Genomic DNA, 26,473 nt, shown 5'->3' with positions numbered 1-26,473 from the left:
TCTAGCGCCGGACTCCGACAGGCAGCAGGTACTGATCGTCGGGAATGCCCGAGTCACGGAACCAGGCCTTGAAGAACCCGTCCAGCGGCTTCCCGGAGGCCTGCTTGAAGTGCTCCTCGAACTCCGGCCAGGTGGCGTTGCCGTCGCGGTGCTCGGCCGTCCACGACTGCAGGGCCTTGAAGAACACGTCGTCGCCGACCGTCTTGCGCAGCGCGTGCATGCCCATGAGGCCCTTGTCGTAGACGCCGCGGAACTCGTTGCCCTTGCCCATGTCGTAGAGCTTCGGCGCCCAGAACGACGAGCGCTCGCGCCGTTGCTCGACGCCCTCGCGGTAGCGCTGGTCGAGGTCCGTTCCCTCCTTCTCCAGCCACAGCCACTGCGCGTAGGACGCCAGGCACTCGTTCAGGCAGATGTCGGCCCAGCTCCTGATCGACACCGAGTCGCCGAACCACTGGTGGGCGTTCTCGTGCACGACCGTCTCCAGGTCCGCCCACGCGGCGTAGATCGGCCGGGTCTGGGTCTCCAGCGAGAACCCGATCTGGTCGGCCACCCAGATGCTGCCCGCCGCGCGCTGCGGGTACGGGCCGAACTTCGTCTCCAGGTACGCGAGGACCTCCGGGCCCTGGGCCTGGATCGGCTTCTTGGCGGCGGACGTGCCGGGGGCGTAGGCGTCGAGCACCGGCGTGCCGTTCGGCAGCCGGGAGCGCACCACCTCGAACTTGTCGATGGCCACCGTGGCCAGGTAGGTCGCGAGCGGCGTCTCCTCCGACCAGTTGAACGTCGTCCAGCCGCCGTCGCGCGTCACCGGGCCTTCGAGTCCGTTCGAGATCGCCGTCCAGCCGTCGGGGACGCGGGCCGCGATCTTCAGCGCCGACTTGTCGCGCGGGGTGTCGTTGGCGGGGAACCACGTCGTCGCGGAGTGCGGCTGACCTGCGGCGAACGCGCCACCGGTGGACGAGACCTGCCAGCCGCTGCGGCCAAGCGAGGCGTCGTCGATCGTCGTGGGCTTGCCGCCGTAGGTGACGACGGCGGTGAACGGCTTGCCCTTCGCGAGCGGGGCAGCAGGCGTGATCACCAGCTCGTGGTCGCCCTCCTGCGCGAACCTCGCCGGCTGGCCGCCGACCTTCACCTCGCTGACCTTCAGGCCCTTCAGGTCGAGGTTGAAGCGCGACAGGTCGGACGTGGCGGTCGCGGTGACGGACGCGACGCCGTCGAGCTGCTTGGCCCCGGGGTCGTAGGTGATCGCGAGGTCGTAGAGCGTGACGTCGTAACCGCTGTTGCCGTCCGTCGGGTAGTAGGGGTCGCCCGCGCCCGCACCGGCCTCCACAGCCGCCTCCGGTGACGTCTCCTGCTGCTTCGCCGGGTCGTTGCTCGGCGTTCTGAACACGACGAGCAGACCTGCGACGAGCACGATCAACACCAGGGCGATCAGGTACGGGCGGGCCTTCATGCGTTTAATCATCCCTGTGTCGGTGGTGGAGTTCGGCGGAACGGGTCAAGGCGTACTGCTCCTGCACGGTCTGATGAGCAGGGCCACCGCCTGGTGGCCGGTCGCGCAGTGGCTGCGGCCGTTCGGCCGCGTGGTCGGGATCGACCAGCGCGGACACGGCCGAAACCCGCGGCGGGGGCCGTTCCGCACCGAGGACTTCGTCGCCGACGCCGCTGCCGCCATCGAGGACCTGGACCTCGGGCCCGCCGTGGTGATCGGGCACTCCATGGGCGGGCTGCACGCGTGGTGTCTCGCGGCGGCCCGTCCGGACCTGGTGCGCGCGATTGTGGTCGAGGACTTCGCCCCGGACAACAGGGGAAGGACGATCGACGAGTGGAAGTGGCTCTTCGACGCCTGGCCGGTGCCCTTCCAGTCGCTCGGGCACGTGACGTCGTACTTCGGCTCGCCGGTGTTCGCCGAGTACTTCGAGGAACGCGAGGACGGCTGGCACCTGATCGCCGAGATGGACGACCTCTACGAGATCGCCGGCCACTGGGGCACGCGCGCGTACTGGGACTTCATCGACGCCGTGCGGTGCCCGTCGCTCGTCATCGAGGCGGGCAAGGGCGGTCAGCTGCCGAACCAGATGGAAGACGCGGCACGGCGTTCAGACGGCCGGTACCTCTACGTCGAGGAAGCCGGCCACCTGGTGCACGCCACCGCGCCGTGGGTCTACCGCGGCGCCGTCGAGGCCTTCTTGAGCACGTCGATCTCGCCGGTCTGAGTGTCGACGACCGACACCTCGCGGACCTTCGCGCGGATCGGTTCGACCGGGAACACCGCGGCGAACGCGGCCTTCATCGCCTCGTCGTCGACGTCGTGGACGAGCGTGCAGTGCGGCACCCAGTTGCCCGCCAGGTAGTAGGCGCTCGGGTTCTTGACCTTGCTCGCCAGCACGTCGTGGATCGCGGAGTGGACCGCGAGCAGTTCGGTGTCGACCACGGCGCCCAGCATCAGCACGTTCTCCGAGGTCGAGAACGTGCTGAGCGTGTGCAGGTACAGGTCCGGCAGCCACAGCCGTTCCAGGTCCTCGCGGAGCTCCTTGCGGACCTTGGGGCCGATGGTGCTCGCGACGGCGTAGGTCAGGTGCGGCGGGTACTCGTGCTTCGCGCCCACGCGTCGTTGCAGCTCACGGACCTTCTTGTCCGCCTCGTCGTCGAAGAACGCCACCAGCGCGTGCATCAGTGCTCCCCAGGCAGTGCGAACAGGCCGTCGCGCGTCTGCTCGACCAGGCCGTCGTCCAGCAGCGAGACCAGGCACTTCTCGCGTTGCGTGATGTCGTTCCAGACGACGTCGAGCTGGAACTTGGGCACCGGGCCGGGCGCGCCCCGCAGCACGTCGAGCAGCTTGCCGCGCACCTGACGGTCGGTGCCGGCGAACTTCTGCACCTTCTTCTCCGGCCCCGCGTAGGCCGGGCGGCCGTTCAGCTGCCACGCGCACTCCGCGAACAACGGGCAGTCCGCGCACTTCTGGTTCTTCGCCGTGCAGATCAACGCCCCGAGCTCCATCAACGCCGCCGAGAACACAGCGGCGTCGTCCTGGGCCTCTGGCAGGATCGCCTCGACGTCACGGAGATCGCGCTTGGTCGACGGCGGACCGGCGTCACCGGCTCCGTGCACGGCCCGAGCGACCACGCGCCGGACGTTCGTGTCGACGACAGCGCACTTCTGCCCGTACGCGAACGTGGCCACCGCACGAGCCGTGTAGCTGCCGATGCCGGGCAACGACTCCAGCGTCTCGATGTCCGACGGCACCACATCGCCGTGGTCGCGTGCGATGGCGGTGGCGGCCTCGTGCAGCCGCATGGCACGACGGGGGTAGCCGAGCTTGCCCCACATCCGCAGCACCTCGCCCTGCGACGACGCGGCCATCGCCGACGGCACGGGCCAGCGCGCCAGCCACTCGTGCCAGATCGGCTCGACGCGGGAGACCGGCGTCTGCTGCAACATGATCTCGCTGACCAGCACGCCCCAGGCGGTGCAGTCGGGACGGCGCCACGGCAGGTCACGGGCGGTGGTGTCCCACCAGCCCAACAGCAACTCGTGATTCATCGCCTGCCATTGTCGCGCAACGAAAAGGCCCCCCGGAGGGGGCCCTTCACAACGAACTTCAGGCTGCGGCGGTCTCGGCGGCGTCGACCTCGCGCAGCTCACCGGTGTGCACGTCGTAGACGAACCCGCGGATCTTGTCCGTGTGCGGGATGAACGGGCTGCGCCGCAGCCGCGCCATCGACCCGCGCACGCTCTGCTCGACGACCTTGAACGCCTCGACGGCCCAGGTCGGGCGCAGACCGGTGTCGGTCTCCAGTTCGTCCTTGAAGTCGTCCTCGGTCACCATCTCCAGGCCGCAGTTCGTGTGGTGCACGAGCAGCACCTCGCGCGTGCCGAGCTTGCGCTGGCTCAGCGCGAGCGAGCGGATGGCGTCGTCGGTGACGACCCCTCCCGCGTTGCGCAGCACGTGCGCCTCACCCTGCTTCAACCCGAAGATCTCGAACACCCGGATGCGCGAGTCCATGCAGGTCAGAATCGCCACCTGCAGGGACGGCTTCGCGGACGAGCGATCTCCTGGAACCACGTTCCCGAGCTCGTAGTTCCGCTTGAGCAGTTCGTCGATCGCGGTCATGTGACACACCTCCATGGCCTACCGGCGGACCCCGCGTCGATTGGAACCGGAGTTAGCGCACGTTCACAAGGGGTTTCCGCTCAATATCACGTTCACCGGATCGAGCGACGCTCGCCTACGCCTGGATCAGACCTGGTCGGGCTACGTTCGGGCCGTGATCGAGCCCACAGGTCCGCTGCCGCCCACGGTGTACTGGCGCCGCCGCCTCGCCGCGATCGGGGCAGCGCTGGTCACACTCCTGCTCGTCATCTGGATCGTCGGGATGTTCGGCTCGGACGGCGAGACCGCCCAGCCCACGAACGCGGCCGCGGCGTCGTCCTCGAACCCGCCGCCGAGCATGTCCGAGAGCCCGGCCGCCGCGTCGTCCTCCTCAACGACCCCGCCGCCCTCGCCGACGGAGACCACCCCGCCGCCTCCGCCTCCCGGGCCGCCGCAGCCCTGCCCTGACGACGTGATCGGGGTCGTGGCGAAGGCCAACAAGCCCTTCTACACCATCGGTGACCAGCCAGAACTGTCGATGGACGTCGTCAACACCGGCCCGGTGCCGTGCATCAGGGACATCGGACGCCAGCACCGCGAGCTCACCGTGCTGACCGCGGACGGTGCGACCGTGTTGTGGTCGAGCAACCACTGCCTCTCGGCGGTGGGCACGGAAACCCGCGTGATGCAGCCCAAGGAAGCTTTCAACTACGGCACGAAGTGGGCGGGCTCGACCTCGACGCCGGGCTGCGGCGCGCACACGCGGGTCGGGCCCGGCGACTACCTGCTGGTGGCGAAGCTGGCCGGGAAGGCCAGCTCACCCGTGGTCTTCAGACTCGAGCACTAGGCCTCACGGCCCGAACCAGCGCTCCTCGGCGCCACCGCGCGGCGCCGCCGACGTGTTGCCGATGATCAGTTCGGTCGCGAGGTTCACCGACCGCGGCCGCGTGCGCTCGTTCGTGTCGAGCAGCAGCTTGCCCGCCGCCCGGCCCTTCTCCAGCACCGGCTGACGGACCGTCGTGAGCCCGGCCTCCTCGCCCGCGCGGATGCCGTCGAACCCGGTCACCGTGATGTCGTGGGGCACGCGCAGGCCACGGCGGGCGGCTTCGGTCATCGCGCCCAGCGCCAGCACGTCCGAGGTGCAGATCAGGGCGGTGATCTGCGGGTCGCGGTCGAGCACCTGGGCCGCGCCGGACGCGCCGGAGACCATGTTGTGGTCGAAGCGCTCGACCACGGGCACCTGCGACCAGTCGACGCCGGCCTCGCTGAACGCCTCCGCCAGGCCCGACAGGCGGTTGCGCTGCACGTGGAAGTGCGCGGCGTGCTGGCGGTCCGGCGTCACGAAGCCGTCGTTGCGGTCACGTGCGAGACGCATGCACACGACGCCGATGCGACGGTGGCCCAGCCCGATCAGGTGCTTCGCGAGCTCGTACATCGCGCCGCGGTCGTCGATGCCGACGCGGTCCACGGTGCCGAGATCCGGCTGGTCGCAGACGACGGTGGGCACCGGGCGTTCCAGCACGGCGGCGAGGTGCGGGTCGTCGTCCGGCACCGAGTAGACGACGAAGCCGTCGACACCGGCACGGTGGACGGAAGCGACGTCCTCGCGCTCGGGGTTGGCGGGGACCAGCAGCAGACCGGTTCCGGCGTCCTCGCACGCGAGCGCGAGGCCCTCCAGGAACCCGATCGCGGCCGGGTCGCGGAACGCGTAGGAGAGGTTCTCGGTGAGCAACAGGCCCACCGCCCCGGCTTTGCGAGTGCGCAACGAACGCGCAACAGGATCCGGGCCGGGATAACCCAGCCTTCGGGCCGTGTCCAACACCCGCCGACGCAGCTCGGGCGAGAGCTGGTCGGGCCGGTTGTACGCGTTGGACACCGTTGTCCGGGAAACGCCCAGCTCAGCGGCCAGAGAGGCCAACGTTGCCGGACGTCGCACATGCATCGACCGCGCCATGAAAGGACCGTAACGGTTCAGAACCAATTCGTGAAGTCAGGGTGACCTGCGTCCCTCAAATGACGCATCCGCGCAGGTTGACCCATCTGCCTTGTTCAGAAGTTGGTCCAGACCAATTAGGTCAATCGGTCATCTCATTTCGGAGGCGCAGACGATTCCCTCGCGACGAGCCGCGGCCGGAACACACGGGTGTAGTTGTCGGTCCCCTGCCTGCGGCGATCGGGATCCAGGCGCAGCACGAGCTCGTCGATCGCGGCCGCGGCCATCTCCTCGATCGGCTGGGCCAGCGTCGTCAAAGCGGGCGAAGAATAGGCAGCCAATGGGATGTCGTCGAACCCGACGACGGACAGCTCTCCGGGTACCGAGATCCCTCGTTGGTGTGCCTCGCGCATGACGCCGAGCGCCATGTGGTCGGACGAGCAGATCACCGCCGTGGGCGTCACCGTGTCCAGCAGCTGCGCCACGGCCTGGCCGCCGCCCTCCGCGCTGAACGGCGCGTGCGCGACGTACTCCGAGCCCGCCGGCAGGTGGTTCTCCTCCAGCGCGGCGGCCCATCCGGCGCGCTTCAGGCGCGACGGCAGTGAGCGCGCCGGACCCGAGACGAACCCGATCCGTTCGTGGCCCAGTTCGATCAGGTGCTTGGTGGCCATGTAACCCGCGAGTTGCTCGTCCACCGTCACGTCGGGCACGTCCAGCGCGGGCGTGGCACCGTTCAGGAAGACCATGTGGACGCCGTCCGCCAGGAGCTTCGCGTAGTAGCTCGGGCGGGGCGCCTGACCGAGCGGCACCTCGACGTTGGTGATCTCCGGTGACACGAACACCATGCCCTCGACCCCGCGGGCCAGGAGCATCCGGACGTACTCCTCCTCGCCCATCGGGGCGCCGCTGCGGGTGTTGCACAGCAGCGACGAGTAGCCCAGGCGCGCGGCCCGCGTCTCCAGCGCCTCGGCGAACGCGGGGAAGACCGGGTTCGAGAGCTCCGGCACCAGCAGGCCGATCACGCCGGTGCGTTGCAACGCACCGAGGCCGCGCGGGGTGTACGGCATCTCCGCGAGCACCGACAGCACCCGTTGCCGGGTCTCCTCGTTCACACCGGCGCGCCTGTTGAGAACACGGCTCACGGTCGAGATGGACACCCCGGCTGCCCTCGCGATCTCGGACAGTCCGGACACGTTGCCTCCCAGCTCAGATCAGGTCTGGCGCAAGCCTGCCGTGTTCAGAAAAAATTTGCAACGAGCGTTTGCAAGACAGCGCCGTTACGGCTTGGTTACGGTCGACGTCTTGACCTGACCATGGTTCTGGTAGTGAAATCGCCCGCAACATTATCGCAAAACCTTGCAAGACCCTTGTCTCACTCGGAGATGAGGCCCCAGCTGGAGGGAACGGCAGCAACGATGCGACGGACAACCCTCGTGACCGCCATGGCGACGGGTGTCGCCCTCGTGCTCACCGCCTGCGGAAGCGGTGGATCGAGCAGCAACAGCGGAACCGACTCGGGCGAAGTGACCTTCTGGGACACCAGTGGTCCCAACGAGAGCCCGGTCTTCAAGAAGATCGCGGAGGCCTGCGCCACCAAGGACGGCTACAAGGTCAAGACCGAGACCGTCGCGTTCGACCAGGCCCTGAACAACTACAAGACCGCGGCGCAGGGCGGTCAGGGGCCTGACGTGTTCCGCTCCGAGGTCGCCTGGGTGCCTCAGCTCGCGAAGAACGGCCTCGTCGCCGACCTGAGCGACACCGACCTCGCGAAGGACACCGGCGACTTCCTGGAAGTTCCGCTGGGCTCCACGAAGTACGAGGGCAAGTCGTACGGCGTTCCGCAGGTCACCGACTCGCTCGCGTTGCTGTACAACAAGAAGAAGCTCGCGGACGCCGGTGTCGAGCCGCCGAAGACGTGGGACGAGCTCAAGGCCGCCGCCGCCAAGCTGGGTGGCGAGAAGTCGTTCTTCCTCAACAACGACGCGTACTACGCGCTGCCGTTCATCTACGGCGCGGGCGGCGACCTGGTCGACGCCTCCGCCAAGAAGATCGTGGTCAACTCCGCGGACAACGTGAAGGCGCTGCAGACCGCCAAGGGCCTGCTCGACGCCAAGGCCGCGTCCACCGCGCTCGACCCGACGAACTCGTACGCGAACATGCAGGCCGCGTTCTCGTCCGGTGAGGCCGCCATGGTCATCAACGGTCCGTGGGCCGTCGCCGACTACCTCAAGGGTGCCGCGTTCACCGACGCCGCGAACCTCGGCATCGCGCCGGTCCCCGGTGACACCGCCGGCAAGGGCAGCGCGCCGGTCGGTGGCCACGACTACGTGGTCCGCCAGGGCACCAAGGCCAAGCAGTCCTCGATCAAGTTCATCCAGTGCATGAGCTCGGCCGAGTCGCAGGCCCAGGTCGCGAAGGAGCTCGGCCTGCTGCCGACCCGCAAGTCCGCGTACAGCAACGCCGACGTGAAGTCCAACGCCGTCGTGTCCGCGTTCGAGCCGGTCGCCAAGGCCGCGCACGCCCGTCCGTGGATCCCCGAGGGCGGTCAGCTGTTCGACCCGCTGAAGATCGCCTACGCCGACGTCCTCGCCGGCAAGAAGGAGGCCAAGGCGGCGCTCGACGAGGTCGCCAAGGCCTACAAGGACACCGTCGTTCCCGAGTACTCCATCGGCTGATCAGTGACCGGGTGGCCGGGGTCTCCCGGCCACCCTTTTAGTCGGAGGGAGATCTTCGGTGCGCCGGTTCTTGGAACGGCACTGGTACGCGTACGCGATGGTCCTGCCGGTCGTGGTGGTCATCGCGGTGTTGGTGCTCTACCCGCTCGCCCAGGGCGTGTTCTTCACCTTCACCAACATCAACGAGGCCAACATCGCGAACCCGGTGCTCGACCGGCCGGCGACGTACGACGGCGTTGGTTTCAAGAACTACCTGAACGTCCTGTCCGGCGACTCGTCGTACGGAGCGTTCTGGAGCACGCTGGTCCGCACGCTCATCTGGACCTTCAGCTGTGTGTTCCTCCACTACGTGATCGGCCTGGGCCTCGCGCTGCTGCTCAACCGCGAGGTGAAGGGCCGCACGCTCTACCGCGTCATGCTGATCCTGCCGTGGGCCGTGCCCGCGTTCATCAGCGCGTTCGCGTGGAAGTACATGTTCAACGCGCAGTACGGGATCATCAACCAGCTGCTGCGCGCCGTCGGCCTGCCCGACCCGGTGTGGCTCGGCCAGTCCGACTGGGCGCTGTTCGCCGTGATCGTCGTCAACGTCTGGCTCGGCGTGCCGTTCATGATGGTGGCGCTTCTCGGTGGCCTGCAGTCGATCCCCGGCGACCTGTACGAGGCCGCGGAGATGGACGGCGCGACGCCGTGGCAGCGCTTCCGGAACGTGACGCTGCCCGGCCTGCGCTCGGTGTCGTCGACGGTGATCCTGCTGGGCATCATCTGGACCTTCAACATGTTCCCGGTGATCTACCTGATCGCCGGCCCGAACCCGAACACGCGCATCCTCGTCACGTACGCGTTCGAGCGCTTCTTCTCCGGCGCCTCACGTGACTACGCGATCGCGTCGACCTACGGCGTGCTCATCCTCTCCGTGTTGTTGGTCTTCGCCACGGTGTACCGCCGTGCGCTGCGCAAGCAAGGCGAGGTGTGGTGATGACGCTCGACGCTTCTTCTTTGCAGATGGTGAAACCGGAGCGCCGTCTCAAGCGCACCGACCGGTCGCCGCTGGCGTCCATCGGCCTGCACGCCGGGTTGATCATCGCCTCGCTGGTCGCCGTGTTCCCCGTTTTCTGGGTGCTCGTCACGTCGTTCAAGCCGGACGCCCGCGCGGTCGAGACCACGCCGCAGTTGTTCAACGAGTCCTCTTTGGACAACTACACGCGGATCCTGGCCGGCGAGAAGGGCGCGTTCCTCACCTGGTTCGGCAACTCGGTGCTGATCGCGTTGCTGACGACGATCATCGCGGTGTTCCTGTCGGCGACGACGGGCTACGCGGCGTCGCGCTTCCGGTTCCCCGGCAAGCGATCGCTGATGATGTCGTTCCTCGTGGTGCAGATGTTCCCGTTCGCGGTGCTGATCGTGCCGCTGTACAACATCCTCATCGCGCTGGGGCTGCAGGGATCGTCGATCGGCCTCGTGCTCGTGTACTGCACGACCGCGGTGCCGTTCTGCACCTACATGCTCAAGGGCTACTTCGACACGATCCCCACGGACATCGACGAAGCGGGCCGCGTGGACGGGCTCTCCCCGTTCGGCGTGTTCTGGCGGCTGATCATGCCGCTGGCCAAGCCGGGACTCGCGGTCACGTCGTTCTACGCGTTCCTGACGGCCTGGGGCGAGGTGGCGTTCGCGTCCGCCTTCCTGTCCGCCGCGGACGAGTCGAAGACGCTCGCCGTGGGGCTGCAGGTGTTCGTGCAGCAGAACCGGACCGAGTGGGGGCATCTCGCCGCCGCGTCCATTCTGGTCGCGATTCCGGCCGTCATCGTGTTCTACCTGGTACAGCGGTTCCTGGTGACCGGGCTGTCGTCCGGCGCCGTGAAGGGCTAGCCGAGCGGAGTTCCGGTCTGCCTGCCGGTGGGGCCGGAACTCCGTTCAGTTCCACGTGATGCCGTAGAAGATGAACCGGCCGTCGCTGGACGGGGAGGACGGCAGCGTCCGCACCTCCAGCGACGCGTACCTCCCGGCGCGGCTGCGCCCGCACAGCTGACTGCCCACGTGCAGCTCACCGAACTCCACGCGGTCCCGCCACGACGTCACCTGCGCACAGCGCTCACGGTTGGCGAGCGGTGTGTCCGGGATGACCGCGAGCTGGGCGCCCACGGCCGTGTGCACGCCGGTGCCGTCCATCTGCAGCTCGCCGGCGGTGGACGTGTCGTGGCGCCAGTACTCGATGTCGACCCAGTTGTACCGATCCTGAGGAATGAGCTCGACCACGCGCTTCTCCTGGACACCGTCGTAGCGGCCGGGAAGCGCCCCGAGTGTCGAGACGCTGGGCGCCGGCGTCGTGGTGGTCACGTCGCCCGGCCTGTCGGAGGGCGGGCTCGTGCCGGTCGGCGGCGCGGGGACAGGACCGTTGGGGGCTGAAGTCGTCGAGGCAGGCGGCTCGGACGAGGAACCGGTGGGCTGCGTCGTCGTCGGCGCCGCCGTGGGCGTGCTGCTCGGTCCGGGTGTGGGCGTGCCGAGCGGAAAGGCGAGAACGGCCGCGAGGACTGCCGCCGCCGCAACGCCTCCGCCGGCCGCGAGAATTTTCGCCTGCTTGCGGGGCCGCCGGTCCGGTGCCGGCTTCTCAGATTCCTCTTCCCATCGAGGGAGGAACCTGCTGACGGCCTCCACGAGGATCTTCGCCTGCTCGCGGGGCTGGCGGTCCGGTGCGGGCTTCTCCGGTTCCCCTGTCTCGGTTCGCGCAGCCTCCTCCCCATGACGACCGGCTTGCATCGATCTCCTCCGCGGAGTGCGTGTCCTGTGTGCTGGATATGAGCGGGCTAAAAGAGTATGGGATTCGTCAAATTGGGTGCAGGCCAAATGAATGACAATTCCTTCAACTGCTCTGACCTGCGGCTTCGCGGCTTTCGTCGACCTTTGCGCGATTCGGCGGAGTTCCGGTCAATTCCCGTCGATGTGTCAATGTTGTCGACGATCCTTTGTGGACTCGCGACCGTGGTGGTTCGTCCAGACCCCTGAACGCAAGCGCTTACGTTGCGAACCGGTGCAACGTAAGCGCTTACGTCTGTTCCCGTAAGCGCTTGCAATGCATAACGTCGCGCCCAGACAAGCGGTGAAAGGTGCGTCACATGGCAGAGGTGTCCTACGTCAAGGCGTCGCGGATCTTCTCCGGCAACCCGCCGGTGCGGGCGGTCGACGAGCTCTCCCTCGAAGTGAGCGACGGCGAGTTCCTGGTGCTGGTCGGCCCGTCCGGTTCGGGCAAGTCGACGGCGCTGCGCATGCTCGCGGGCCTCGAGGACATCGACGAGGGCGCCATCCAGATCGGTGGCAAGGACGTCACGAACGTGCCGCCGAAGGGCCGGGACATCGCGATGGTGTTCCAGTCGTACGCGCTGTACCCGCACATGACCGTCGCGGAGAACATGGGCTTCGCGCTCAAGCTGCGCGGTGTGCCGAAGACCGAGATCAAGGCGAAGGTCGAAGAGGCCGCCAAGATGCTCGACCTGCAGAAGTACCTGGAGCGCAAGCCGAAGGCGCTGTCCGGCGGTCAGCGTCAGCGCGTTGCCATGGGTCGCGCCATCGTGCGTGAGCCGTCCGTGTTCCTCATGGACGAGCCGCTGTCCAACCTGGACGCCAAGCTGCGCGTCGAGACGCGTGCGAACATCGCCGCTCTTCAGCAGCGTCTCGGCACCACCACGATCTACGTCACGCACGACCAGGTCGAGGCCATGACGATGGGCCACCGCGTCGCGGTGCTCAAGGACGGCCTGCTGCAGCAGTGCGACACGCCTCGCGCGCTGTACGACCGTCCGGCCAACGCGTTCGTCGCGGGCTTCATCGGCTCGCCGGCCATGAACCTCAAGACCGTGCCGATCTCGGCGGAGGGCGCGAAGCTCGACGGCATCATCGTGCCGCTGAGCCGTGCCGCGCACGAGGCCGCCGGCGGTCTGGACGAGGTCACCTTCGGCATCCGGCCCGAGGCGCTCGGCATCGTGCCGTCGACCGACGAGGGCATGGAGATGACCGTCGAGCTGGTCGAGGAGCTCGGTGCCGACGCGCTCGTGCACGGTGCCGTGAAGATCGGCGACTCGTCGCAGCGCTTCGTCGTCCGCGTCGACGGCCGCACACCGCCGACCCTGGGGCAGCACGTGAAGGTCGCCGTGCGCGACGACACCGAGATCCACCTGTTCCACCCCGAGACGGGCGAGCGCCTGGAGTCCTGAGTCACACGTTCAAGCCCCCGGCGTGACCGTCGGGGGCTTTTTCGTGTCGTAAACTGAACTCGACAACGGTTTCCATTACCTGATCGAGGGACGGCGTGATGACTCTCCGCAACGCTCTGGTCGGCACTCTCGCCGTCGTGAGCCTGGCCGCCTGCGGCACGACCACGCCGTCTGCCGACAGCGGCAAGATCCAGGTCGTCGCCTCCACCAACGTGTGGGGCAGCGTCATCAAGGCGGTCGGCGGCGACGAGGTCGAGGTCAAGGCCCTGCTCGACGACCCGGCGGCCGACCCGCACTCGTACGAGAGCAAGCCCGCGGACGCGGCGCTGGTCAAGGACGCCAAGCTGGTCGTGTTCAACGGCGGTGGCTACGACGACTTCTTCGCCAAGCTGATCACCAGCGACGCCACCAAGAAGATCGAGGCGTTCCCGCTGCGCGACAACCACGCGGAACCGCAGACCGGCGCGCCCGACGCCGACGGTCACGACCACAGCGTGAACGAGCACGTCTGGTACGACCTGCACACCGTCCAGGCGGTGGCCGAGGCCGCGGCGAACGAGCTGGGCGCCATCGCGCCGGACAAGAAGACGACGTTCGAGAAGAACACGGCGGACTTCACCACCAAGCTCGAGGAGCTGGAGAAGAAGGTCGCCGGTGTCGGCAAGGACCGCAAGGTCGCGTCGACCGAGCCGATCGCGCACTACCTGATCGACGAGTCCGGTGCCGAGGACGTGACGCCCGAGGCGTTCAGCAAGGCCATCGAGGAGGAGTCGGACGTGCCGGCCGCCGCCCTCGCGTCGATGAACCAGCTGGTCGAGTCCAAGCAGGTCAACGTCCTGGTGGAGAACACCCAGACCGAGAACCAGGTCACGAAGAGCGTGGTCGAGAAGGCCAGGGCCGCCGGCGTTCCGGTCGTCGCGGTCACCGAGACGTTGCCCGAGGGCGTGACCGGCTACCTTGACTGGATGAGCAAGCAGGTTGACGCGCTCACGCAGGCGCTCAAGGCATGAGCGCGATCTCGCTACGCGGGGCCCGGTTGTCCTACGGGGACAGAGTGTTGTGGGACGGGCTCGACCTCGACGTCGAACCCGGTGAGTTCCTCGCGGTCCTGGGGCCGAACGGCTCCGGCAAGACCAGCCTGATGCGCGTGCTGCTCGGACTGCAGCCGCTGTCCTCCGGCACGGTCTCGATCGCCGGCGGCAACCACTCCATCGGGTACGTCCCGCAGCAGCGAGCGCTCGACCAGTCCATGACGTTGCGCGGCCGCGATCTCGTCGGGCTGGGCCTGGACGGCCACCGGTGGGGTTTCGGGCTGGGCGGCCGCCGGGAACGCAAGATCCGCGTCGACGCGGCCATCGAGGCCGTGGGCGGCACTCGCTATGCGGATTCGCCGATCGGGGTGCTGTCCGGCGGGGAGCAGCAACGGTTGCGGGTCGCGCAGGCCCTGGTCGGCGACCCGACCGTGATGCTGTGCGACGAGCCGTTGCTGTCGCTGGACCTCGCGAACCAGCGGATCGTGTCCGAGCTGATCGACAAACGGCGTCGTGAGTCCGACACCGCGGTTCTCTTCGTGACGCACGAACTGAATCCCGTGCTGCCGCTCGTCGACCGGGTCCTGTACCTGGTGGGCGGGCGGTTCCGCGTCGGTACGCCCGAAGAGGTCATGAACTCTCGCACGCTGTCCGAGCTGTACCGGACGCCGGTCGAGGTCGTGCGCGTGCGCGACCAGATCCTGGTGGTCGGCGCCGGCGCCTGCGAGGAGCAGACGCACCACCTGTCGGCGGAGGCCGCGTCGTGACGTTCTTCGACCTGCTCGAACTGGACTTCGTGCAGACCGCGCTGATCGCGGCCGCCGTGCTGGGGCTGGTGGCCGGCGTTCTCGGGCCGCTCGTGGTCACGCGCAAGATGGCGTTCGCGGTGCACGGCACCAGTGAGCTCGCCTTCACCGGTGGCGCGGCGGCGTTGCTGCTCGGCATCGGCATCGGGTACGGCGCGCTGGCCGGGTCGATCATCGCCGCGGTGCTGCTCGGTGTGCTGTCGCGCCGAGAGAGCGACCGCGACTCGGTGATCGGCGCGATCCTCGCGTTCGGGCTCGGCATGGGCATCCTCATGCTCGCGCTCTACAAGGGGCGCACGTCCAACAAGTTCGGTCTGCTGACCGGTCAGATCGTCGGCGTCGACTCCACCGACCTCAAGCTCCTGGTGATCTCGTCCATCGCCGTCCTGGTCGTGATGGCGTTCATCTACCGGCCGTTGTTCTTCGCGTCGGTGGACCCGGACGTGGCGGTGTCGCGCGGGGTTCCGGTGCGGACGCTGTCGATCGTGTTCGCGGTGCTGGTCGGTGTCGCGACCGCGCTGTCCGTTCAGGTCGTGGGCGCGTTGCTGGTGCTGGCGTTGATGATCACGCCGGCGGCCGCGGCGATGCGTCTCACCGCGTCGCCTTTGAGGGCCACGATTCTGTCCGTCGTCTTCGCCGAGATCGCCGCGGTGGGAGGCATCCTGCTGTCGCTCGTGCCGGCGCTTCCCGTCAGCGCCCTCGTGACGGCACTGAGCTTCGTGATCTACCTGCTCTGCCGCGCCGTGTCCTGGCGACGGTCACGCACTGCGTGAGCTGATCGGCTTGGTCACGTCGTCCTGACGGGGCGCGGGCATCAGCCGCGGTGGGATGTCCAGGCCTGCCACGCGCACCTGGTTGCGGCCGTTCTCCTTGGCCTTGTAGAGCGCCGCGTCCGCCGAGTGCTGGGCGGTGGCCATGTCCGGGCCGTTGTCCGGGATCACCGCCACGCCGATGGACGCCGAGATCGCCTGCAGCGACTCGCCTTCCGGTTCCGGGGGCTGGATCTCGCGGCCGTACAGGGTGACCACGTTGCGGTGCTTGTCGGTGGTCGGGACGGCGAGAGAGCCGATGGCCTCGCGGATGCGTTCGGCGATCGTCACGCCCTGGGCCACCGGGGTGTCCTTCAGCGCCACCACGAACTCCTCGCCGCCGTCCCGGCCCGCCACGTCGCCGGGGCGGAGCTTCTCGCGCAGGATCCGGCCCACCTCGGCCAGTACGGCGTTGCCCGCCGGGTGGCCCCAGGTGTCGTTGATGCGCTTGAAGTGGTCGAGGTCGATCACCAGGACGGTCATCGGTTCGCCGTCCAGGCGGCAGCGTTCGGCCAGGCGGCCCGCATACTCGGTGAGGCCGTTGGTGTTGAGCAGGCCCGTCCGGTAGTCGGTGTGGGCGTCCGCGGCCAGGCGCTGGTGGAGCTGTTCCTGTTCGCGCAGCAGGCGTTCCAGGTGGGTCCGGCGTTCACCCGCGCGTGACAGCAGCGCGTTGACCAGGATCACCGGCACGGTCAGCAACAGCGGTCCGACCCAGTGGCTCGTCATGAGCATGCCGAGCATGGCGCCGGCGCCGAGCGTGCTCATCTCGAGCATGTTGTCGACCTTGGAGCCCAGGAAGTCGAGGATCTTCGAGTTCGGCGTCACGATCTTGAACGCGGCCGCGACGGTCATCACCTGGACCAGCCAGTAGACGACGGCGGCTATCGCGAGGATCAGGACGAGGCTCAGGTCCGTCGGGATGTTCCCGGTGGCGGCCAGCGAGACGCCCGACAGGTGCACCAGTGCCCACGACAGGAGGGTCGAGGCGAGCATGGAGGCGGTGCCGAAGACGAAGCGGTAGGGCTGGCGGCGGGCGATCGGCTGGATCAGGATGCGCATCCAGATCGTGGCGATCACGGCCAGGCCGCCGGGCAGCGCCACGGCCGCGGCGAAGGTCCAGACCGAGGTCAGGTCGATGTGGGGGCCTGAGGCCTCGTTGCGGCGGGCTTCTTCCGCTCTGCGCACGACGGTCAGGTGGATGGTGATCGCGGCGATGAGCGCGGCGAAGCGGAGCCAGTCGGTGGTCGCGACGTCGGTGAGCTTCGTCAGCAGCCAGATGGCGGCAACGGCCACGGCCGCTTCGAGCACGAAAAAGTATGCGATCGCACTGGGCGCAACGGTCCAAAGGTCCCAGTTGCGAATCGGAGTCAAGCCGAGTGCCCGCGATCGCCCGCGATCAGTCAAACTGTTCTTCACCACGACCCCCTACGCTCATGGCAAGTCATGAGCTAAGCCGCCGCTGACCAGGTCGTAGACCACCGCGCTGCCGCTTGTCGCAACGAGGAGGTGTCCTTCCATGTGCAACCGAGACTTCTGAACGCACCCTTCCTCTAGTCGGCTTCAATCTCGCATCCAGATCATCATGGTGCCTCTACGACGGATATCGCTATTGGTGACCGTTCTGTTTCAGATTGCCACCGCCTTCGTGCCGTCGCGACCCCGAGCACGTCGCCAGGCGAAGGTTGCCTGCGTCGCGAGCAGCAGTCCGATGCCGCCCGCGCCGGCGATCGTGGCCGTCACCGATCCGATCGAATGAGCGACGACACCGGCCAGCGCCATTCCACCGCCCTGGCTCGAACGCAACGCCGCGCGCCCAATGCCATAAGCCCTTCCGCGGTACTGGTCCGGTAGCAGGCGCATCCACGCCGAACGAGCGGGTGTGTGATAAGCCCCGCCTATACCGGCAATCACGAGCAAAACGATCGTCCAGGTCAGGTTCGGGTTGAAAGCGAACATGATCAACGGCGCCAGCGACAGGATCGCCAGCGGGCCGATCAGCCGTTCTCGCTTCGCCGGATCCCGCACGAGACGGAAGAGCAGCGCCACACCCAGCACGTTCGCGGCGGGTTCGATGGCGAGGATCAGTCCGACCGCCCACACCGCGTTCAGGCTCGCCGCCAGAGGGACCGCGAGTCCTTCCGGGACCATCGCGAGGCCGGCGAGCAGCCGGACGCCCAGCAGGGTCCTCAATCGCGGCTCTGACACCATCAGCGTGAGCACGCCGCGCGGTTCTTCGTCGTCCTTCTTCTTGCGGCCCAGCGGATCGGCGGCCGGGCGGTGCTTCACGGACGTCTGCACCAGGATCGCCAGGGCGGCGAACGTGACCGCGTTGATCCCGAGCGCGAGGCCGGGGCCGCTGTGGGCGACGAGGAAGCCCGCGGCGGCGAGACCCGCCATCTGGGCGATGTCGACGGACGTGCCGAAGAGCGCCACACCGTCGTCGTAGCGCTTCGGCGGGAGTACGTGAGGGAGGCTCGCCTCCTGGGCCGCGAGGTACGGCGAGGAGATCGCCAGAACCACCACGAGCAGCACGATCATGGCCCACAGGGGCATGCCGGGAATGGCCATCGCGCCCATGAGCACGGCCTGCATCCAGGCCGTCGTCACCATTACGGTGCGTCGTGGGAACCGGTCGGCGACCCAGCCGAGCAACGGGCCCGAAATCAGTGGCGGGAACAGCGTCAGCGACCACGTGAGAGCGGTCCAGGCAGCGGATTGTGTTCGCTCGAATACGAGCAGTGACAATGCGACCGCCGCGAGCTGGTCGCCGGCGGTCGAAGCGGTCGAGCCGATCCACATGGCGCGGAACTCGCGCAAACCCACGAGCTCGCGGAGCGCGCCGCGGGTCGTCATGCGGTGCTCCGGACAGCCGCTCCCCGCGCGCGGTGAATCGGCACGTCCCGATTCGCTCTACGCCGAGTCACGTCGCCCCCGCCGGTGGTAATCAATTCCTAACGACAATCACGGTAGAAGCTGTCTGACCGTTCAACGTCTGTCCTACCACAGTGTGTACCTAAACGGAGCAGAGCAGTTACCTAAAGTAGTTACAATAGCGAAACGTAGAGCTGATCTTCTTCACAGTTGACCTCGGCGTCGCCTGATTGGACCCCAAATGGTCACGGTGTGTGTCAGCCGGTGCCAAACGGATGTCTCGTGTTCCGCCGACCGGCGCAACCCGCACCGGCTCCTACCTGGTGAAACAGGCGAATTGCGATCGAGACGAAGGTACCCGCGCCCGGGAGTGGCGCGGAATAGGCCACGCCGTTTGTCATCCCGATGAGTCGCGAAGTTCTGGCAAGTGTGGAGATCTCGTTTCCCCGCCCGCGTAACGAAACCGGTTTCGCAGGCGAGGAAAACGATCACTAACGTCGGCGAATGAAGGCGCTTAGCGTCGCGAACTAGCCGATAACGTCAGGCAACTGTCAGACAAGGCCGTCTGACGCGTCAGCCTTTGGCGTCGAGACGGCGGCGACGAGCGATCTCGGCCAGTACGACACCGGACGCGACGGACGCGTTGAGCGACTCGACGCCCTTCGCCATCGGGATCGACACGGTCTGGTCGCACGTCTCCTTGACCAGACGACCGAGGCCGCGGCCTTCCGACCCGACCACGACGACGAGCGGGCCCGTCGCGAGGTCGAGGCCGTCGACGTCGACGTCACCGTCGGCGTCGAGGCCGACGATCATCAGCCCTGCCTCCGCCCAGTCGCGCAGCGTCCGGGTGAGGTTCGTGGCCATCGCGATCGGGATCTTGGCGGCCGTGCCCGCGCTGGTGCGCCAGGCGACCGCCGTCATCGACGCGCTGCGCCGCTGCGGCACCACGACGCCCTGAGCGCCGAACGCCGCCGCGGACCGCACGACGGCACCCAGGTTGCGCGGGTCCGTCACGCCGTCCAGAGCCACCAGCAACGGCGGCGTGGTGGCGCGCTGAGCGAGGTCGAGCAGCTCGTCCGCGGTCGCGTACTCGAACGGCGGCACCTGCAGGCCGAGGCCCTGGTGCATCGCGCCGCCGGTGATCCGGTCGAGCTCACCGCGGGCGACCTCCAGCACGGTGATGCCTCGGTCGGCGGCCAGGCGCACGGCCTCGGCCACGCGGTCGTCCGCGTCGATGCCCAGCGCCACGTACAGCGCCGTAGCGGGAGTGCCCGCGCGCAGACACTCCACGACGGGGTTGCGGCCCGCCACGGTCTCCGCGGAGGCCTTCTCCTTGGTGTGCCGGCGCTGCGTCTTGACCGCGTCGGTCTTCGCCGCCACCTTCGCCCGCTTGTAGGCGGGGTGGTTCGGGCGCTCGGTCGCCTTCGGCGTCGGACCCTTGCCGGTCAGCCCTTTGGACTTCTGCCCGCCGGAGCCGACGACCGCGCCCTTCTTCGAGCCCGGATTGCGCATCGCGCCCTTGCGCTTGGAATTGCCAGCCACGGAAGTCAGTCGTCCTTCAAAGTCCACTGCGGACCGTCGGGGGTGTCCTCGACGGCGATGCCCGCGTCGTGCAGCTGGTCGCGCAATGCGTCAGAGCGCGCGAAATCCCTGCTCTTGCGGGCTTCTTGGCGTTCGACGAGAAGTCGATCCACCAGGGTGGTCAACGCCTGTCGCATGCCGAGATCGGCAGACGACGCGTCGTTCCACTTCGGCGACAACGGGTCGACGCCGAGGATGTCAGCCATCCGGCGTACGCACTCGGCGGCCGCACGGGCCGTCTCGTGGTCGCCGTCGGCGAGTGCCGTGTTGCCTTGGCGCACCTTGTTGTGCAGCGCAGCCACGGCTTGGGGCGTGTTCAGGTCGTTGTCCATCGCCACGACGAAGTCCGGGCACATGTCGCCGCGGAGCTCGATCGGGCCGACGCGTTCCGCGACACGGCGCAGGAACGACTCGATGCGCCCGTAGGACGTCACCGCCTCCTGCAACGCCTCTTCGGAGTACTCGATGTGCGACCGGTAGTGCGGCGAGACCAGGTAGTACCGCAGCTCCTGGGCGCGGACCAGTTCCAGCATCGCGGGGATGGACACGGTGTTGCCGAGCGACTTGGCCATCTTCTCGCCGGACAGCGTCACCCAGTAGTTGTGCATCCAGTAGTTCGCGAAGCCGTCGCCGGCCGCGCGGGACTGGGCCTGCTCGTTCTCGTGGTGCGGGAAGATCAGGTCGAGCCCGCCGCCGTGGATGTCGAACGTGCTGCCGAGGTACGTCGTGGCCATCGCCGAGCACTCCAGGTGCCAGCCGGGCCTGCCGTCACCCCACGGGGTCGGCCAGGACGGCTCGCCGGGCTTGGCGGCCTTCCACAGCGTGAAGTCGCGCGGGTCGCGCTTGCCGCGCACCGCCGTCTCGCCCTGCTCCACGCCGTCGAGCCGCTGCCCGGACAGCGCGCCGTACTCGGGGAACGAGCGCACGTCGAAGTAGACGTCGCCGTCGACGTCGTAGGCGTGGCCCTTGTCGATCAGCCGCTGCATCAGCTCGACCATCTGCGTGACGTGGCCGGTGGCGCGCGGCGCGTACGACGGCGGCAGGCAGCCCAGCGCGTCGTAGGCGTCCTCGAAGGCGCGCTCGTGCGTGTACGCCCACTCCCACCAGGGCCTGCCGTGGTCGGCGGCCTTGGTGAGGATCTTGTCGTCGATGTCGGTGACGTTGCGGACCAGCGTGACGTCAGCCCCGTCGCGGGCGAGCCAGCGGCGCAGGACGTCGAAGTTCAGGCCGCTGCGGACGTGCCCGATGTGCGGCACGCCCTGCACGGTCGCCCCACACACGTAGATCGACGCCGTTCCGTTGACCTGCGGGTGGAACTCCCGCATGGACCGGCTCGCCGTGTCGTAGATGTGGAGGCTCACACGGGAATGGTACGGGCCACATCCAAAAGAGCGGTCGGGCGGTCACTCGTCGGAACCGGGTTGACGAGCCGGAAGGAGCAACCGATGGACTCCGCTCCGCCGTCCGCCTCCTCGCTGTCGCCGACCATCACGGCATCGCGGGGATCGACGCCCAGCCGTTCGCACGCGGTGGTGAAGATCTTCGGGTCCGGCTTGATGACGCCTTCTTCGTAGGACAGCACGAACTCGTCCACGAGGTGCGTGAGGCCGTGCAGCTCGAACACGCTGCGGATGTCCCAGCCGATGTTGCTGACGACCGCGACCGGGACGTCCTTGAGGTGCTCCAGCGCCGCCCTGGTGTCCGGGTACGGCTGCCAGGACTCGGGGTGCAGCAGCTTGTCGTAGAAGGCCTCGGCGTCGGGCACCAGCGCGTCCTCCAGGACCTTCACGTGCACCCAGCGGTGCACGTCGGGGTCGAGGTCGCGCCGGTGCCAGCCGTCGGCCAGCTCGGGGTCCATGCCGTCGGCGATGCCGACCGGGGCCGTGAGGGCACGCATCAGGGCACCGTTGGACTCCAGCTCGGGGTGTTCGAGCCGGAACAGCGTGCCGGAGAAGTCGAAGAGCGCGGCGCGGATCGTCACGCCCCCGACTCTACGTGCCGAACGGCTAGGTGGTCTGGACCTTTTTGAGCTCGGCCTCGACCAGCGAGGCGTCGTAGGACAGGGTCAGCCGCAGATCGCCCGTGCCGCGGACGCTGGCGGCCGCGAACTCCTCGACGAACTGCTCGATCTGCTGGAGCGGCTGGTCGGCGAGCTGGGACGCGGCCTTGTAGAGCGCGGTGAAGCGGTCCGGTGTCGTGGTGCCGCGCAGGTCGGCGGACCAGTCGAGGAGGTTCTCGTACGCCTCCACGAAGCTGTTGGCCAGGTACTTGATCTTGTCGCTGTCGCCGGGCTTGCTGGCCGGGCCGAACGCGCTCTGCAGCCTGCCGGGGGAGAGCAGGTCCGCGATGCCGTTGATGATGCCGTCGAACGTGCGGCTGCGCGCCATGAAGGTGTCCAGCGCGTCCACGTCCGCGGTGATCATGCGCTTCGGCTTGACGCTGCCCATCTCGTGGCTGATCCGCTTGTCCTTGAGGTTGCGCATGTGCAGCCCCACGGTGTCGGCGAACAGCTGGTACTCCCAGCCGGGCCGCGGTCCGGCCACCGGGGCGCCGACCTTCTTCGCGATCATCTCGGCCAGCTCGCGCGGCGTGCGGTTGCGGATGTCCAGGTACCCGGTGCCGACGCGCAGCGCGGGGATCTCGGTGTCGTCGAACCGGACGGGCAGCACGTACTCGGTGTCGGAGACCAGGGCGCGGTCGAACGCGGACTGCCGCTCGTGCTTGGTCCACATCTTCCTGGCGTAGGCCTCCGAAATGAACATCACGCAGAAGCGCGAGTCGTGGCGGTAGATCTGGTCCAGGTGCTCGACGAGGTTCTTGCCCCAGAGATCGGCCTGCTCGTCGGTGTCGTAGAAACGGGAGACGCCCAGCTCGGTGAGGTGGCGGGCCACCTCGTCGACGTAGGGGCGGTCTTCGCCGGCGAAGGAGAGACAAACGTCGTACTTGGGCACGAGGCGCATGTTAGTGGCGGGAACCACACCGACGTACGGGGAGTTGTCCAGGTATGAGCCTGGGGTTCCTGTTCGCGATGTCGTTACCCGCGTTGGTGGCGGCGTTGTTCGTGCTCGCCGTGGTCGAGCGCTTCGTGCGGGGCAAGAAGAAGGGCACGCCGATGTCCACCGCCGGGATCGGTGAGCTCGGCGCGACGTTCGAGGCCGGCAAGCGCGAGGAGATCGAGTTCCGCAAGGAGGAACGCCTGCTGCGCGACGACGAGGGGGACGGCGCGCCGCCGCGAAGCCGGGTGGACCTCGACGGCGGCCTCGCCGTGCTCAACGTGCCCGCGCAGAGGCAGCCGAGCTAGGCGTTTCCGGTGGTCTTGGCGACCTTGACGCGGACGATCACGCGGACGTTGTCCGTGCCGGCGTCGCCCGGGTAGTCCTTGCCGAGGTACTTGTGCGACAGCTCGTTGATGAGCTCGGCGCCGCCCTCGGTGGTCAGCGACGCGTCACCGCGGAACTCGCTGTACTGGTACGGGTTGTCCTTGTTGATGACGGTGATGCTCACCCGCGGGTCGTTCTGCAGGTGACGCTCCTTCGCCCGGCCGACGACGGTGGAGAACAGCACGTCGTCACCATCGCGCTTGATCCAGACGACCGAGGTCTGCGGGCTGCCGTCCTTGGTCAGCGTCGCGACCGTGGCGTAGTTCGGGCTGTCGAGGAGTTCGCGCTGCGTTTCTGAAAGCGTGGCCATGTTCGTCAGGCTACGGGGAACAGCAGGGCTGTCGCGATCGCCGCGATGCCCTCGTTTCGCCCTGTGAGACCCAGGCCGTCCGTGGTGGTGCCGGCGACCGAGACCGGACCGCCCACCGCGTCGGAAAGCGTTTTCTGGGCCTCGTCGCGGCGCTTGCCGATGCGCGGCTCGTTGCCGATGACCTGCACTGTGGCATTTCCCACACGGTATCCGGCCTCTTCGACGAGGCGGCGCACCTCCGTGAGCAGGACAACGCCGTGCGCGCCCGACCAGCGCGGGTCTGACGTGCCGAAAACGGCACCCAGGTCACCCAGACCCGCCGCGGACAGCAGCGCGTCGCACAGGGCGTGTGAGGCCACGTCGCCGTCGGAGTGGCCGGCGCAACCGTCGACGCCCTCCCACAGCAGACCGGCGATCCAGCACTCCCGGCCTGACTCGATCGGGTGGACGTCGACGCCCTGGCCGATCCTCACTTCTGGCCTCCGCTGAACAGTGCTTCCGCGACCGCGAGGTCGAACGGCGTGGTGATCTTCATGGCGTGCGCGTGCCCGGGAACCGTGTGCACGGCGACACCGTTCTTCTCGACGAGACCGGCGTCGTCAGTCGCGGCGATACCGGAGCAATAGGCGGCTTTGAGAGTCTCGGCGCGGAAACCCTGCGGGGTCTGCACGACCCGCAGACCGGCTCGATCAGGTGTGGAGACGACCACTCCGACCTCGTTCACCTGCTTGATCGTGTCGGCGACCGGAAGCACCGGGATGACGGCCTCGTATCCACCGCGCACAGCGGCGACGACGTCGGCGATGACCTCGGGAGGGGTGAAGGCACGGGCAGCGTCGTGGACCAGCACGATCGAGGTGTCCGGAATCACGCGGAGCGCGTGTTCGAGGGCGAGGCGCACCGAGTCGGTGCGTTCGGCTCCCCCTGAAAGCACGTGCACCGCCCCGCCGGCCGGAGCCAGCGAGGCGGTTGCGGTGTGCACCAAGTCCACATCGGACGGTGGAGCTGCGATGACGACGTGCTGAACCTGGCCCGACTCGAACAGACCCCGCACGGCACGAGTCAACAGCGGGACGCCGTTGACCGGCACGAGCGCCTTGGGCATCCCGTAGCCCAGACGCTCACCTCGCCCTGCCGCGGGCACGAGCGCGACAACACTCATGTTCGCGACTAAGTCCGATGCTCTGATTTGTTTGTTTGAGAAAACTACGAGGCGGTGGCGAGAACTTCGTCGAGGAGAACCTCGGCCTTGTCCTCGTCGGTGCCCTCGGCCAGCGCCAGCTCGCTGACCAGTATCTGCCGCGCCTTTGCCAGCATCCGCTTCTCGCCGGCGGAAAGCCCGCGATCCTTCTCGCGCCGCCAGAGGTCGCGCACCACTTCCGCAACCTTGTTCACATCGCCAGAGGCGAGCTTCTCAAGATTGGCCTTGTACCGCCGAGACCAGTTGGTCGGCTCCTCGGTGTGGGGAGCACGCAAGACCTCGAAAACCTTGTCGAGCCCTTCCTGGCCGACAACGTCACGCACGCCTACGATTTCGGCGTTGTCAGCGGGAACCCGAACGGTGAGGTCGCCCTGCGCTACCTTGAGAACGAGGTACTTCTTCTCCTCGCCCTTGATCACGCGGGTCTCGATTGCTTCGATGAGAGCGGCACCGTGGTGCGGGTAGACGACGGTCTCTCCGACCTTGAAAACCATGTGTCCTCTGCCCCTTTCGATGCCTCCATCCTAACACGTCCGGCAACCCTCCGATCGCTGCTCGATGATCCGTTAGTGCTGGTCAGGGCCATGCGGGGGGTTGACAAACCACCTGTTCGCGTGCAAGGTACGTCTCATCGAAGATCGACTGGCATCCCGTCGCGTCCTCGATTCGGCTCCCGGTTAGGCTCCTTGCCTGGTGGTTGTTCCCTAGGAAGGACGCTGGAGCCGTGAACTCAGGAGTGTCTCGCCGGATGATCGTGACGGCAGCGCTGGCCGCGGGCCTCGGCCTGGTGGCGGTCGGCTGCAGCGCCGGTCAGGTCACCCAGACCGACACCCAGGTCGCCGCCGTCGACGGTGCGAGCGGCAACGCGGGCCCGATCGCGGTGCGCAACGTCATGCTCGCCTTCCCGCCGGACGGCAACCGGTACCACGAAGGCGAAGACGCGCCGCTGACGTTCGTCATCGCGAACTCGGGCTCCGCCCCGGACAAGCTGCTGTCGATCAAGTCGGAGGCCTCGGAAGCCGAGGCCGAGGTCGTCGGCTCGAAGGACATCCCGGCGCAGTACGCGCTGCGGGCCGAGTACGACGCCTCGAAGGCGCCGGTGAAGTCCTCCGCGCCCTCGTCGTCCGCTGCCTCGTCCTCGTCGGTCGTGCCGACCTCGGGTGCCCCGTCGTCGAACCCGTCCTCTTCGAACCCGTCGTCGTCGGTGACGCCGTCGTCCGGCGCCCCGTCCTCGGGCGTGTCGTCCTCGAACGTGTCGCCGTCCTCGGGCGCGTCGTCGAGCGGCCGCCCGTCGGGTTCCTCCGTCGCGCCGACCTCGTCGTCGGCCGCGGTCGACCCGAGCCTCGAGGTGCTGGAGATCCGCTGCACCCTCAAGAAGCTGAACCGCGACGTGGTGGCGGCCCAGACCGTCAAGGTCACGTTCCTGTTCGAGAAGGCCGGCTCCGTGACGCTGGAGGTGCCCGTGGCGCCGTCCGAGCACAAGCGCACGAGCGAGGGCCACGAGTCCGGCGGTCACTGACCCCCTGACACACGAAAACGCCGCCTCCTGGCTTCAGGGGGCGGCGTTTCGCGTTT

At 68.0% G+C, this 26,473-nt stretch carries 28 protein-coding genes; 11 read left to right on the top strand and 17 right to left on the bottom strand.

Going from position 1 to position 26,473, the window contains the following annotated elements; genetic code table 11:
• Position 1: 1 nt before the first annotated feature.
• Positions 2-1,450, bottom strand: a complete 1,449-nt coding sequence (locus SK854_RS16435) for a M1 family metallopeptidase (RefSeq protein ID WP_319975964.1) — start codon at positions 1,448-1,450, stop codon at positions 2-4.
• On the opposite strand from SK854_RS16435, the gene SK854_RS16430 reads away from it, so the two are divergent.
• Complete coding sequence (locus tag SK854_RS16430) at positions 1,449-2,213, top strand: alpha/beta fold hydrolase (protein WP_319975963.1); 765 nt, start codon at positions 1,449-1,451, stop codon at positions 2,211-2,213. The two genes, SK854_RS16435 and SK854_RS16430, sit on opposite strands and share 2 nt — an antisense overlap.
• On the opposite strand, the gene SK854_RS16425 is transcribed toward SK854_RS16430, so the two are convergent.
• The 3 genes from SK854_RS16425 to SK854_RS16415 are packed head-to-tail and all read right to left on the bottom strand — an operon-like array spanning position 2,162 to position 4,111.
• A complete protein-coding gene (locus SK854_RS16425; protein ID WP_319975962.1) occupies positions 2,162-2,671 on the bottom strand; it encodes a 2'-5' RNA ligase family protein in 510 nt (169 codons plus the stop codon). The genes SK854_RS16430 and SK854_RS16425 overlap by 52 nt on opposite strands.
• Positions 2,671-3,540 carry an A/G-specific adenine glycosylase gene (locus tag SK854_RS16420; RefSeq protein WP_319975961.1) on the bottom strand — a complete coding sequence of 290 codons (870 nt, stop codon included), beginning with the start codon at positions 3,538-3,540 and terminating at the stop codon, positions 2,671-2,673. Before SK854_RS16420 ends, SK854_RS16425 begins: the two co-directional genes overlap by 1 nt.
• Before the next feature lie 58 nt (positions 3,541-3,598).
• Entirely contained in the window at positions 3,599-4,111 is a 513-nt protein-coding gene (locus SK854_RS16415) for a beta-class carbonic anhydrase (RefSeq protein ID WP_319975960.1), read from the bottom strand.
• Between the two features lie 154 nt (positions 4,112-4,265).
• Here SK854_RS16415 and SK854_RS16410 point away from each other — a divergent pair, with 154 nt between their 5' ends.
• The gene (locus SK854_RS16410; protein WP_319975959.1) at positions 4,266-4,937 is read left to right on the top strand and encodes a hypothetical protein; all 672 of its coding nucleotides are present in this window, start codon (positions 4,266-4,268) and stop codon (positions 4,935-4,937) included.
• Between the two features lie 3 nt (positions 4,938-4,940).
• Here SK854_RS16410 and SK854_RS16405 read toward each other — a convergent pair whose 3' ends face one another.
• Entirely contained in the window at positions 4,941-6,044 is a 1,104-nt protein-coding gene (locus SK854_RS16405) for a LacI family DNA-binding transcriptional regulator (RefSeq protein ID WP_319975958.1), read from the bottom strand.
• A gap of 134 nt (positions 6,045-6,178) precedes the next feature.
• Positions 6,179-7,216 carry a LacI family DNA-binding transcriptional regulator gene (locus SK854_RS16400; protein ID WP_093594115.1) on the bottom strand — a complete coding sequence of 346 codons (1,038 nt, stop codon included), beginning with the start codon at positions 7,214-7,216 and terminating at the stop codon, positions 6,179-6,181.
• 222 nt (positions 7,217-7,438) lie between these two features.
• Here SK854_RS16400 and SK854_RS16395 point away from each other — a divergent pair, with 222 nt between their 5' ends.
• Genes SK854_RS16395 through SK854_RS16385 form a run of 3 tightly spaced genes read left to right on the top strand, consistent with a single transcriptional unit; the run spans position 7,439 to position 10,567 of the window.
• On the top strand, positions 7,439-8,698 hold the full coding sequence (locus tag SK854_RS16395; RefSeq protein ID WP_319975957.1) for an extracellular solute-binding protein: 1,260 nt from the start codon (positions 7,439-7,441) through the stop codon (positions 8,696-8,698).
• A gap of 58 nt (positions 8,699-8,756) precedes the next feature.
• On the top strand, positions 8,757-9,674 hold the full coding sequence (locus SK854_RS16390; protein ID WP_406601780.1) for a carbohydrate ABC transporter permease: 918 nt from the start codon (positions 8,757-8,759) through the stop codon (positions 9,672-9,674).
• Positions 9,674-10,567 (top strand): sugar ABC transporter permease, encoded by an 894-nt coding sequence (locus SK854_RS16385; RefSeq protein ID WP_319975956.1) that lies wholly within the window; start codon positions 9,674-9,676, stop codon positions 10,565-10,567. Before SK854_RS16390 ends, SK854_RS16385 begins: the two co-directional genes overlap by 1 nt.
• 45 nt (positions 10,568-10,612) lie before the next feature.
• Here the strand turns inward: SK854_RS16385 and SK854_RS16380 are convergent, their stop codons facing one another.
• Positions 10,613-11,455, bottom strand: a complete 843-nt coding sequence (locus SK854_RS16380; protein WP_319975955.1) for a hypothetical protein — start codon at positions 11,453-11,455, stop codon at positions 10,613-10,615.
• Positions 11,456-11,811: 356 nt separating this feature from the next.
• On the opposite strand from SK854_RS16380, the gene SK854_RS16375 reads away from it, so the two are divergent.
• The 4 genes from SK854_RS16375 (at position 11,812) to SK854_RS16360 (ending at position 15,516) form a co-directional block, all read left to right on the top strand.
• Positions 11,812-12,906 carry an ABC transporter ATP-binding protein gene (locus SK854_RS16375; protein WP_319975954.1) on the top strand — a complete coding sequence of 365 codons (1,095 nt, stop codon included), beginning with the start codon at positions 11,812-11,814 and terminating at the stop codon, positions 12,904-12,906.
• A gap of 98 nt (positions 12,907-13,004) precedes the next feature.
• Entirely contained in the window at positions 13,005-13,916 is a 912-nt protein-coding gene (locus tag SK854_RS16370) for a metal ABC transporter solute-binding protein, Zn/Mn family (RefSeq protein WP_319975953.1), read from the top strand.
• The gene (locus SK854_RS16365; protein WP_319975952.1) at positions 13,913-14,704 is read left to right on the top strand and encodes a metal ABC transporter ATP-binding protein; all 792 of its coding nucleotides are present in this window, start codon (positions 13,913-13,915) and stop codon (positions 14,702-14,704) included. The genes SK854_RS16370 and SK854_RS16365 overlap by 4 nt, the downstream gene beginning before the upstream one ends.
• Positions 14,701-15,516: a metal ABC transporter permease gene (locus tag SK854_RS16360; RefSeq protein ID WP_319975951.1), complete on the top strand. Its 816-nt coding sequence runs from the start codon at positions 14,701-14,703 to the stop codon at positions 15,514-15,516. Before SK854_RS16365 ends, SK854_RS16360 begins: the two co-directional genes overlap by 4 nt.
• Here the strand turns inward: SK854_RS16360 and SK854_RS16355 are convergent.
• From SK854_RS16355 to SK854_RS16330, 6 genes are all read right to left on the bottom strand, one after another.
• Complete coding sequence (locus SK854_RS16355; RefSeq protein WP_319975950.1) at positions 15,502-16,860, bottom strand: GGDEF domain-containing protein; 1,359 nt, start codon at positions 16,858-16,860, stop codon at positions 15,502-15,504. The two genes, SK854_RS16360 and SK854_RS16355, sit on opposite strands and share 15 nt — an antisense overlap.
• A 318-nt stretch (positions 16,861-17,178) precedes the next feature.
• Positions 17,179-18,405 (bottom strand): MFS transporter, encoded by a 1,227-nt coding sequence (locus SK854_RS16350; protein WP_319975949.1) that lies wholly within the window; start codon positions 18,403-18,405, stop codon positions 17,179-17,181.
• Positions 18,406-18,996: 591 nt separating this feature from the next.
• Positions 18,997-19,968 carry a 23S rRNA (guanosine(2251)-2'-O)-methyltransferase RlmB gene (gene rlmB, locus SK854_RS16345; RefSeq protein WP_319975948.1) on the bottom strand — a complete coding sequence of 324 codons (972 nt, stop codon included), beginning with the start codon at positions 19,966-19,968 and terminating at the stop codon, positions 18,997-18,999.
• Positions 19,969-19,973: 5 nt separating this feature from the next.
• Positions 19,974-21,368 carry a cysteine--tRNA ligase gene (gene cysS / locus SK854_RS16340; RefSeq protein WP_319975947.1) on the bottom strand — a complete coding sequence of 465 codons (1,395 nt, stop codon included), beginning with the start codon at positions 21,366-21,368 and terminating at the stop codon, positions 19,974-19,976.
• Positions 21,365-21,988 carry an HAD family hydrolase gene (locus SK854_RS16335; RefSeq protein WP_319975946.1) on the bottom strand — a complete coding sequence of 208 codons (624 nt, stop codon included), beginning with the start codon at positions 21,986-21,988 and terminating at the stop codon, positions 21,365-21,367. The genes cysS and SK854_RS16335 overlap by 4 nt, the downstream gene beginning before the upstream one ends.
• A gap of 25 nt (positions 21,989-22,013) precedes the next feature.
• Positions 22,014-22,958, bottom strand: a complete 945-nt coding sequence (locus SK854_RS16330) for a toll/interleukin-1 receptor domain-containing protein (protein ID WP_319975945.1) — start codon at positions 22,956-22,958, stop codon at positions 22,014-22,016.
• A gap of 53 nt (positions 22,959-23,011) precedes the next feature.
• Here SK854_RS16330 and SK854_RS16325 point away from each other — a divergent pair, with 53 nt between their 5' ends.
• Complete coding sequence (locus SK854_RS16325) at positions 23,012-23,308, top strand: DUF6191 domain-containing protein (RefSeq protein ID WP_319975944.1); 297 nt, start codon at positions 23,012-23,014, stop codon at positions 23,306-23,308.
• Here the strand turns inward: SK854_RS16325 and SK854_RS16320 are convergent.
• Genes SK854_RS16320 through SK854_RS16305 form a run of 4 tightly spaced genes read right to left on the bottom strand, consistent with a single transcriptional unit; the run spans position 23,305 to position 25,392 of the window.
• On the bottom strand, positions 23,305-23,697 hold the full coding sequence (locus SK854_RS16320; protein ID WP_319975943.1) for a PPOX class F420-dependent oxidoreductase: 393 nt from the start codon (positions 23,695-23,697) through the stop codon (positions 23,305-23,307). The genes SK854_RS16325 and SK854_RS16320 overlap by 4 nt on opposite strands.
• Before the next feature lie 5 nt (positions 23,698-23,702).
• The gene (gene ispF / locus SK854_RS16315) at positions 23,703-24,170 is read right to left on the bottom strand and encodes a 2-C-methyl-D-erythritol 2,4-cyclodiphosphate synthase (protein ID WP_319975942.1); all 468 of its coding nucleotides are present in this window, start codon (positions 24,168-24,170) and stop codon (positions 23,703-23,705) included.
• Positions 24,167-24,859 carry a 2-C-methyl-D-erythritol 4-phosphate cytidylyltransferase gene (gene ispD / locus SK854_RS16310; RefSeq protein ID WP_319975941.1) on the bottom strand — a complete coding sequence of 231 codons (693 nt, stop codon included), beginning with the start codon at positions 24,857-24,859 and terminating at the stop codon, positions 24,167-24,169. Before ispD ends, ispF begins: the two co-directional genes overlap by 4 nt.
• Before the next feature lie 44 nt (positions 24,860-24,903).
• Positions 24,904-25,392: a CarD family transcriptional regulator gene (locus tag SK854_RS16305; RefSeq protein ID WP_012782996.1), complete on the bottom strand. Its 489-nt coding sequence runs from the start codon at positions 25,390-25,392 to the stop codon at positions 24,904-24,906.
• Between the two features lie 230 nt (positions 25,393-25,622).
• On the opposite strand from SK854_RS16305, the gene SK854_RS16300 reads away from it, so the two are divergent.
• The gene (locus SK854_RS16300; protein ID WP_319975940.1) at positions 25,623-26,417 is read left to right on the top strand and encodes a copper chaperone PCu(A)C; all 795 of its coding nucleotides are present in this window, start codon (positions 25,623-25,625) and stop codon (positions 26,415-26,417) included.
• Positions 26,418-26,473: the final 56 nt, after the last annotated feature.

Source organism: Lentzea sokolovensis (assembly GCF_033949975.1).
Classification (GTDB): Bacteria; Actinomycetota; Actinomycetes; order Mycobacteriales; family Pseudonocardiaceae; genus Lentzea; species Lentzea sokolovensis.
Note: the sequence above shows the minus strand (reverse complement) of the source record. Positions and strands in the feature narration are given on the sequence as shown.

Coding starts and splice junctions, on each gene's coding strand:
- SK854_RS16430 (WP_319975963.1), top strand. CDS start 1,449: ATGCGTTTAATCATCCCTGTGTCGGTGGTGGAGTTCGGCGGAACGGGT.
- SK854_RS16435 (WP_319975964.1), bottom strand. CDS start 1,450: ATGAAGGCCCGCCCGTACCTGATCGCCCTGGTGTTGATCGTGCTCGTC.
- SK854_RS16425 (WP_319975962.1), bottom strand. CDS start 2,671: ATGCACGCGCTGGTGGCGTTCTTCGACGACGAGGCGGACAAGAAGGTC.
- SK854_RS16420 (WP_319975961.1), bottom strand. CDS start 3,540: ATGAATCACGAGTTGCTGTTGGGCTGGTGGGACACCACCGCCCGTGAC.
- SK854_RS16415 (WP_319975960.1), bottom strand. CDS start 4,111: ATGACCGCGATCGACGAACTGCTCAAGCGGAACTACGAGCTCGGGAAC.
- SK854_RS16405 (WP_319975958.1), bottom strand. CDS start 6,044: ATGGCGCGGTCGATGCATGTGCGACGTCCGGCAACGTTGGCCTCTCTG.
- SK854_RS16395 (WP_319975957.1), top strand. CDS start 7,439: ATGCGACGGACAACCCTCGTGACCGCCATGGCGACGGGTGTCGCCCTC.
- SK854_RS16385 (WP_319975956.1), top strand. CDS start 9,674: ATGACGCTCGACGCTTCTTCTTTGCAGATGGTGAAACCGGAGCGCCGT.
- SK854_RS16380 (WP_319975955.1), bottom strand. CDS start 11,455: ATGCAAGCCGGTCGTCATGGGGAGGAGGCTGCGCGAACCGAGACAGGG.
- SK854_RS16375 (WP_319975954.1), top strand. CDS start 11,812: ATGGCAGAGGTGTCCTACGTCAAGGCGTCGCGGATCTTCTCCGGCAAC.
- SK854_RS16370 (WP_319975953.1), top strand. CDS start 13,005: ATGACTCTCCGCAACGCTCTGGTCGGCACTCTCGCCGTCGTGAGCCTG.
- SK854_RS16365 (WP_319975952.1), top strand. CDS start 13,913: ATGAGCGCGATCTCGCTACGCGGGGCCCGGTTGTCCTACGGGGACAGA.
- SK854_RS16350 (WP_319975949.1), bottom strand. CDS start 18,405: ATGACGACCCGCGGCGCGCTCCGCGAGCTCGTGGGTTTGCGCGAGTTC.
- SK854_RS16325 (WP_319975944.1), top strand. CDS start 23,012: ATGAGCCTGGGGTTCCTGTTCGCGATGTCGTTACCCGCGTTGGTGGCG.
- SK854_RS16320 (WP_319975943.1), bottom strand. CDS start 23,697: ATGGCCACGCTTTCAGAAACGCAGCGCGAACTCCTCGACAGCCCGAAC.
- ispD (WP_319975941.1), bottom strand. CDS start 24,859: ATGAGTGTTGTCGCGCTCGTGCCCGCGGCAGGGCGAGGTGAGCGTCTG.
- SK854_RS16305 (WP_012782996.1), bottom strand. CDS start 25,392: ATGGTTTTCAAGGTCGGAGAGACCGTCGTCTACCCGCACCACGGTGCC.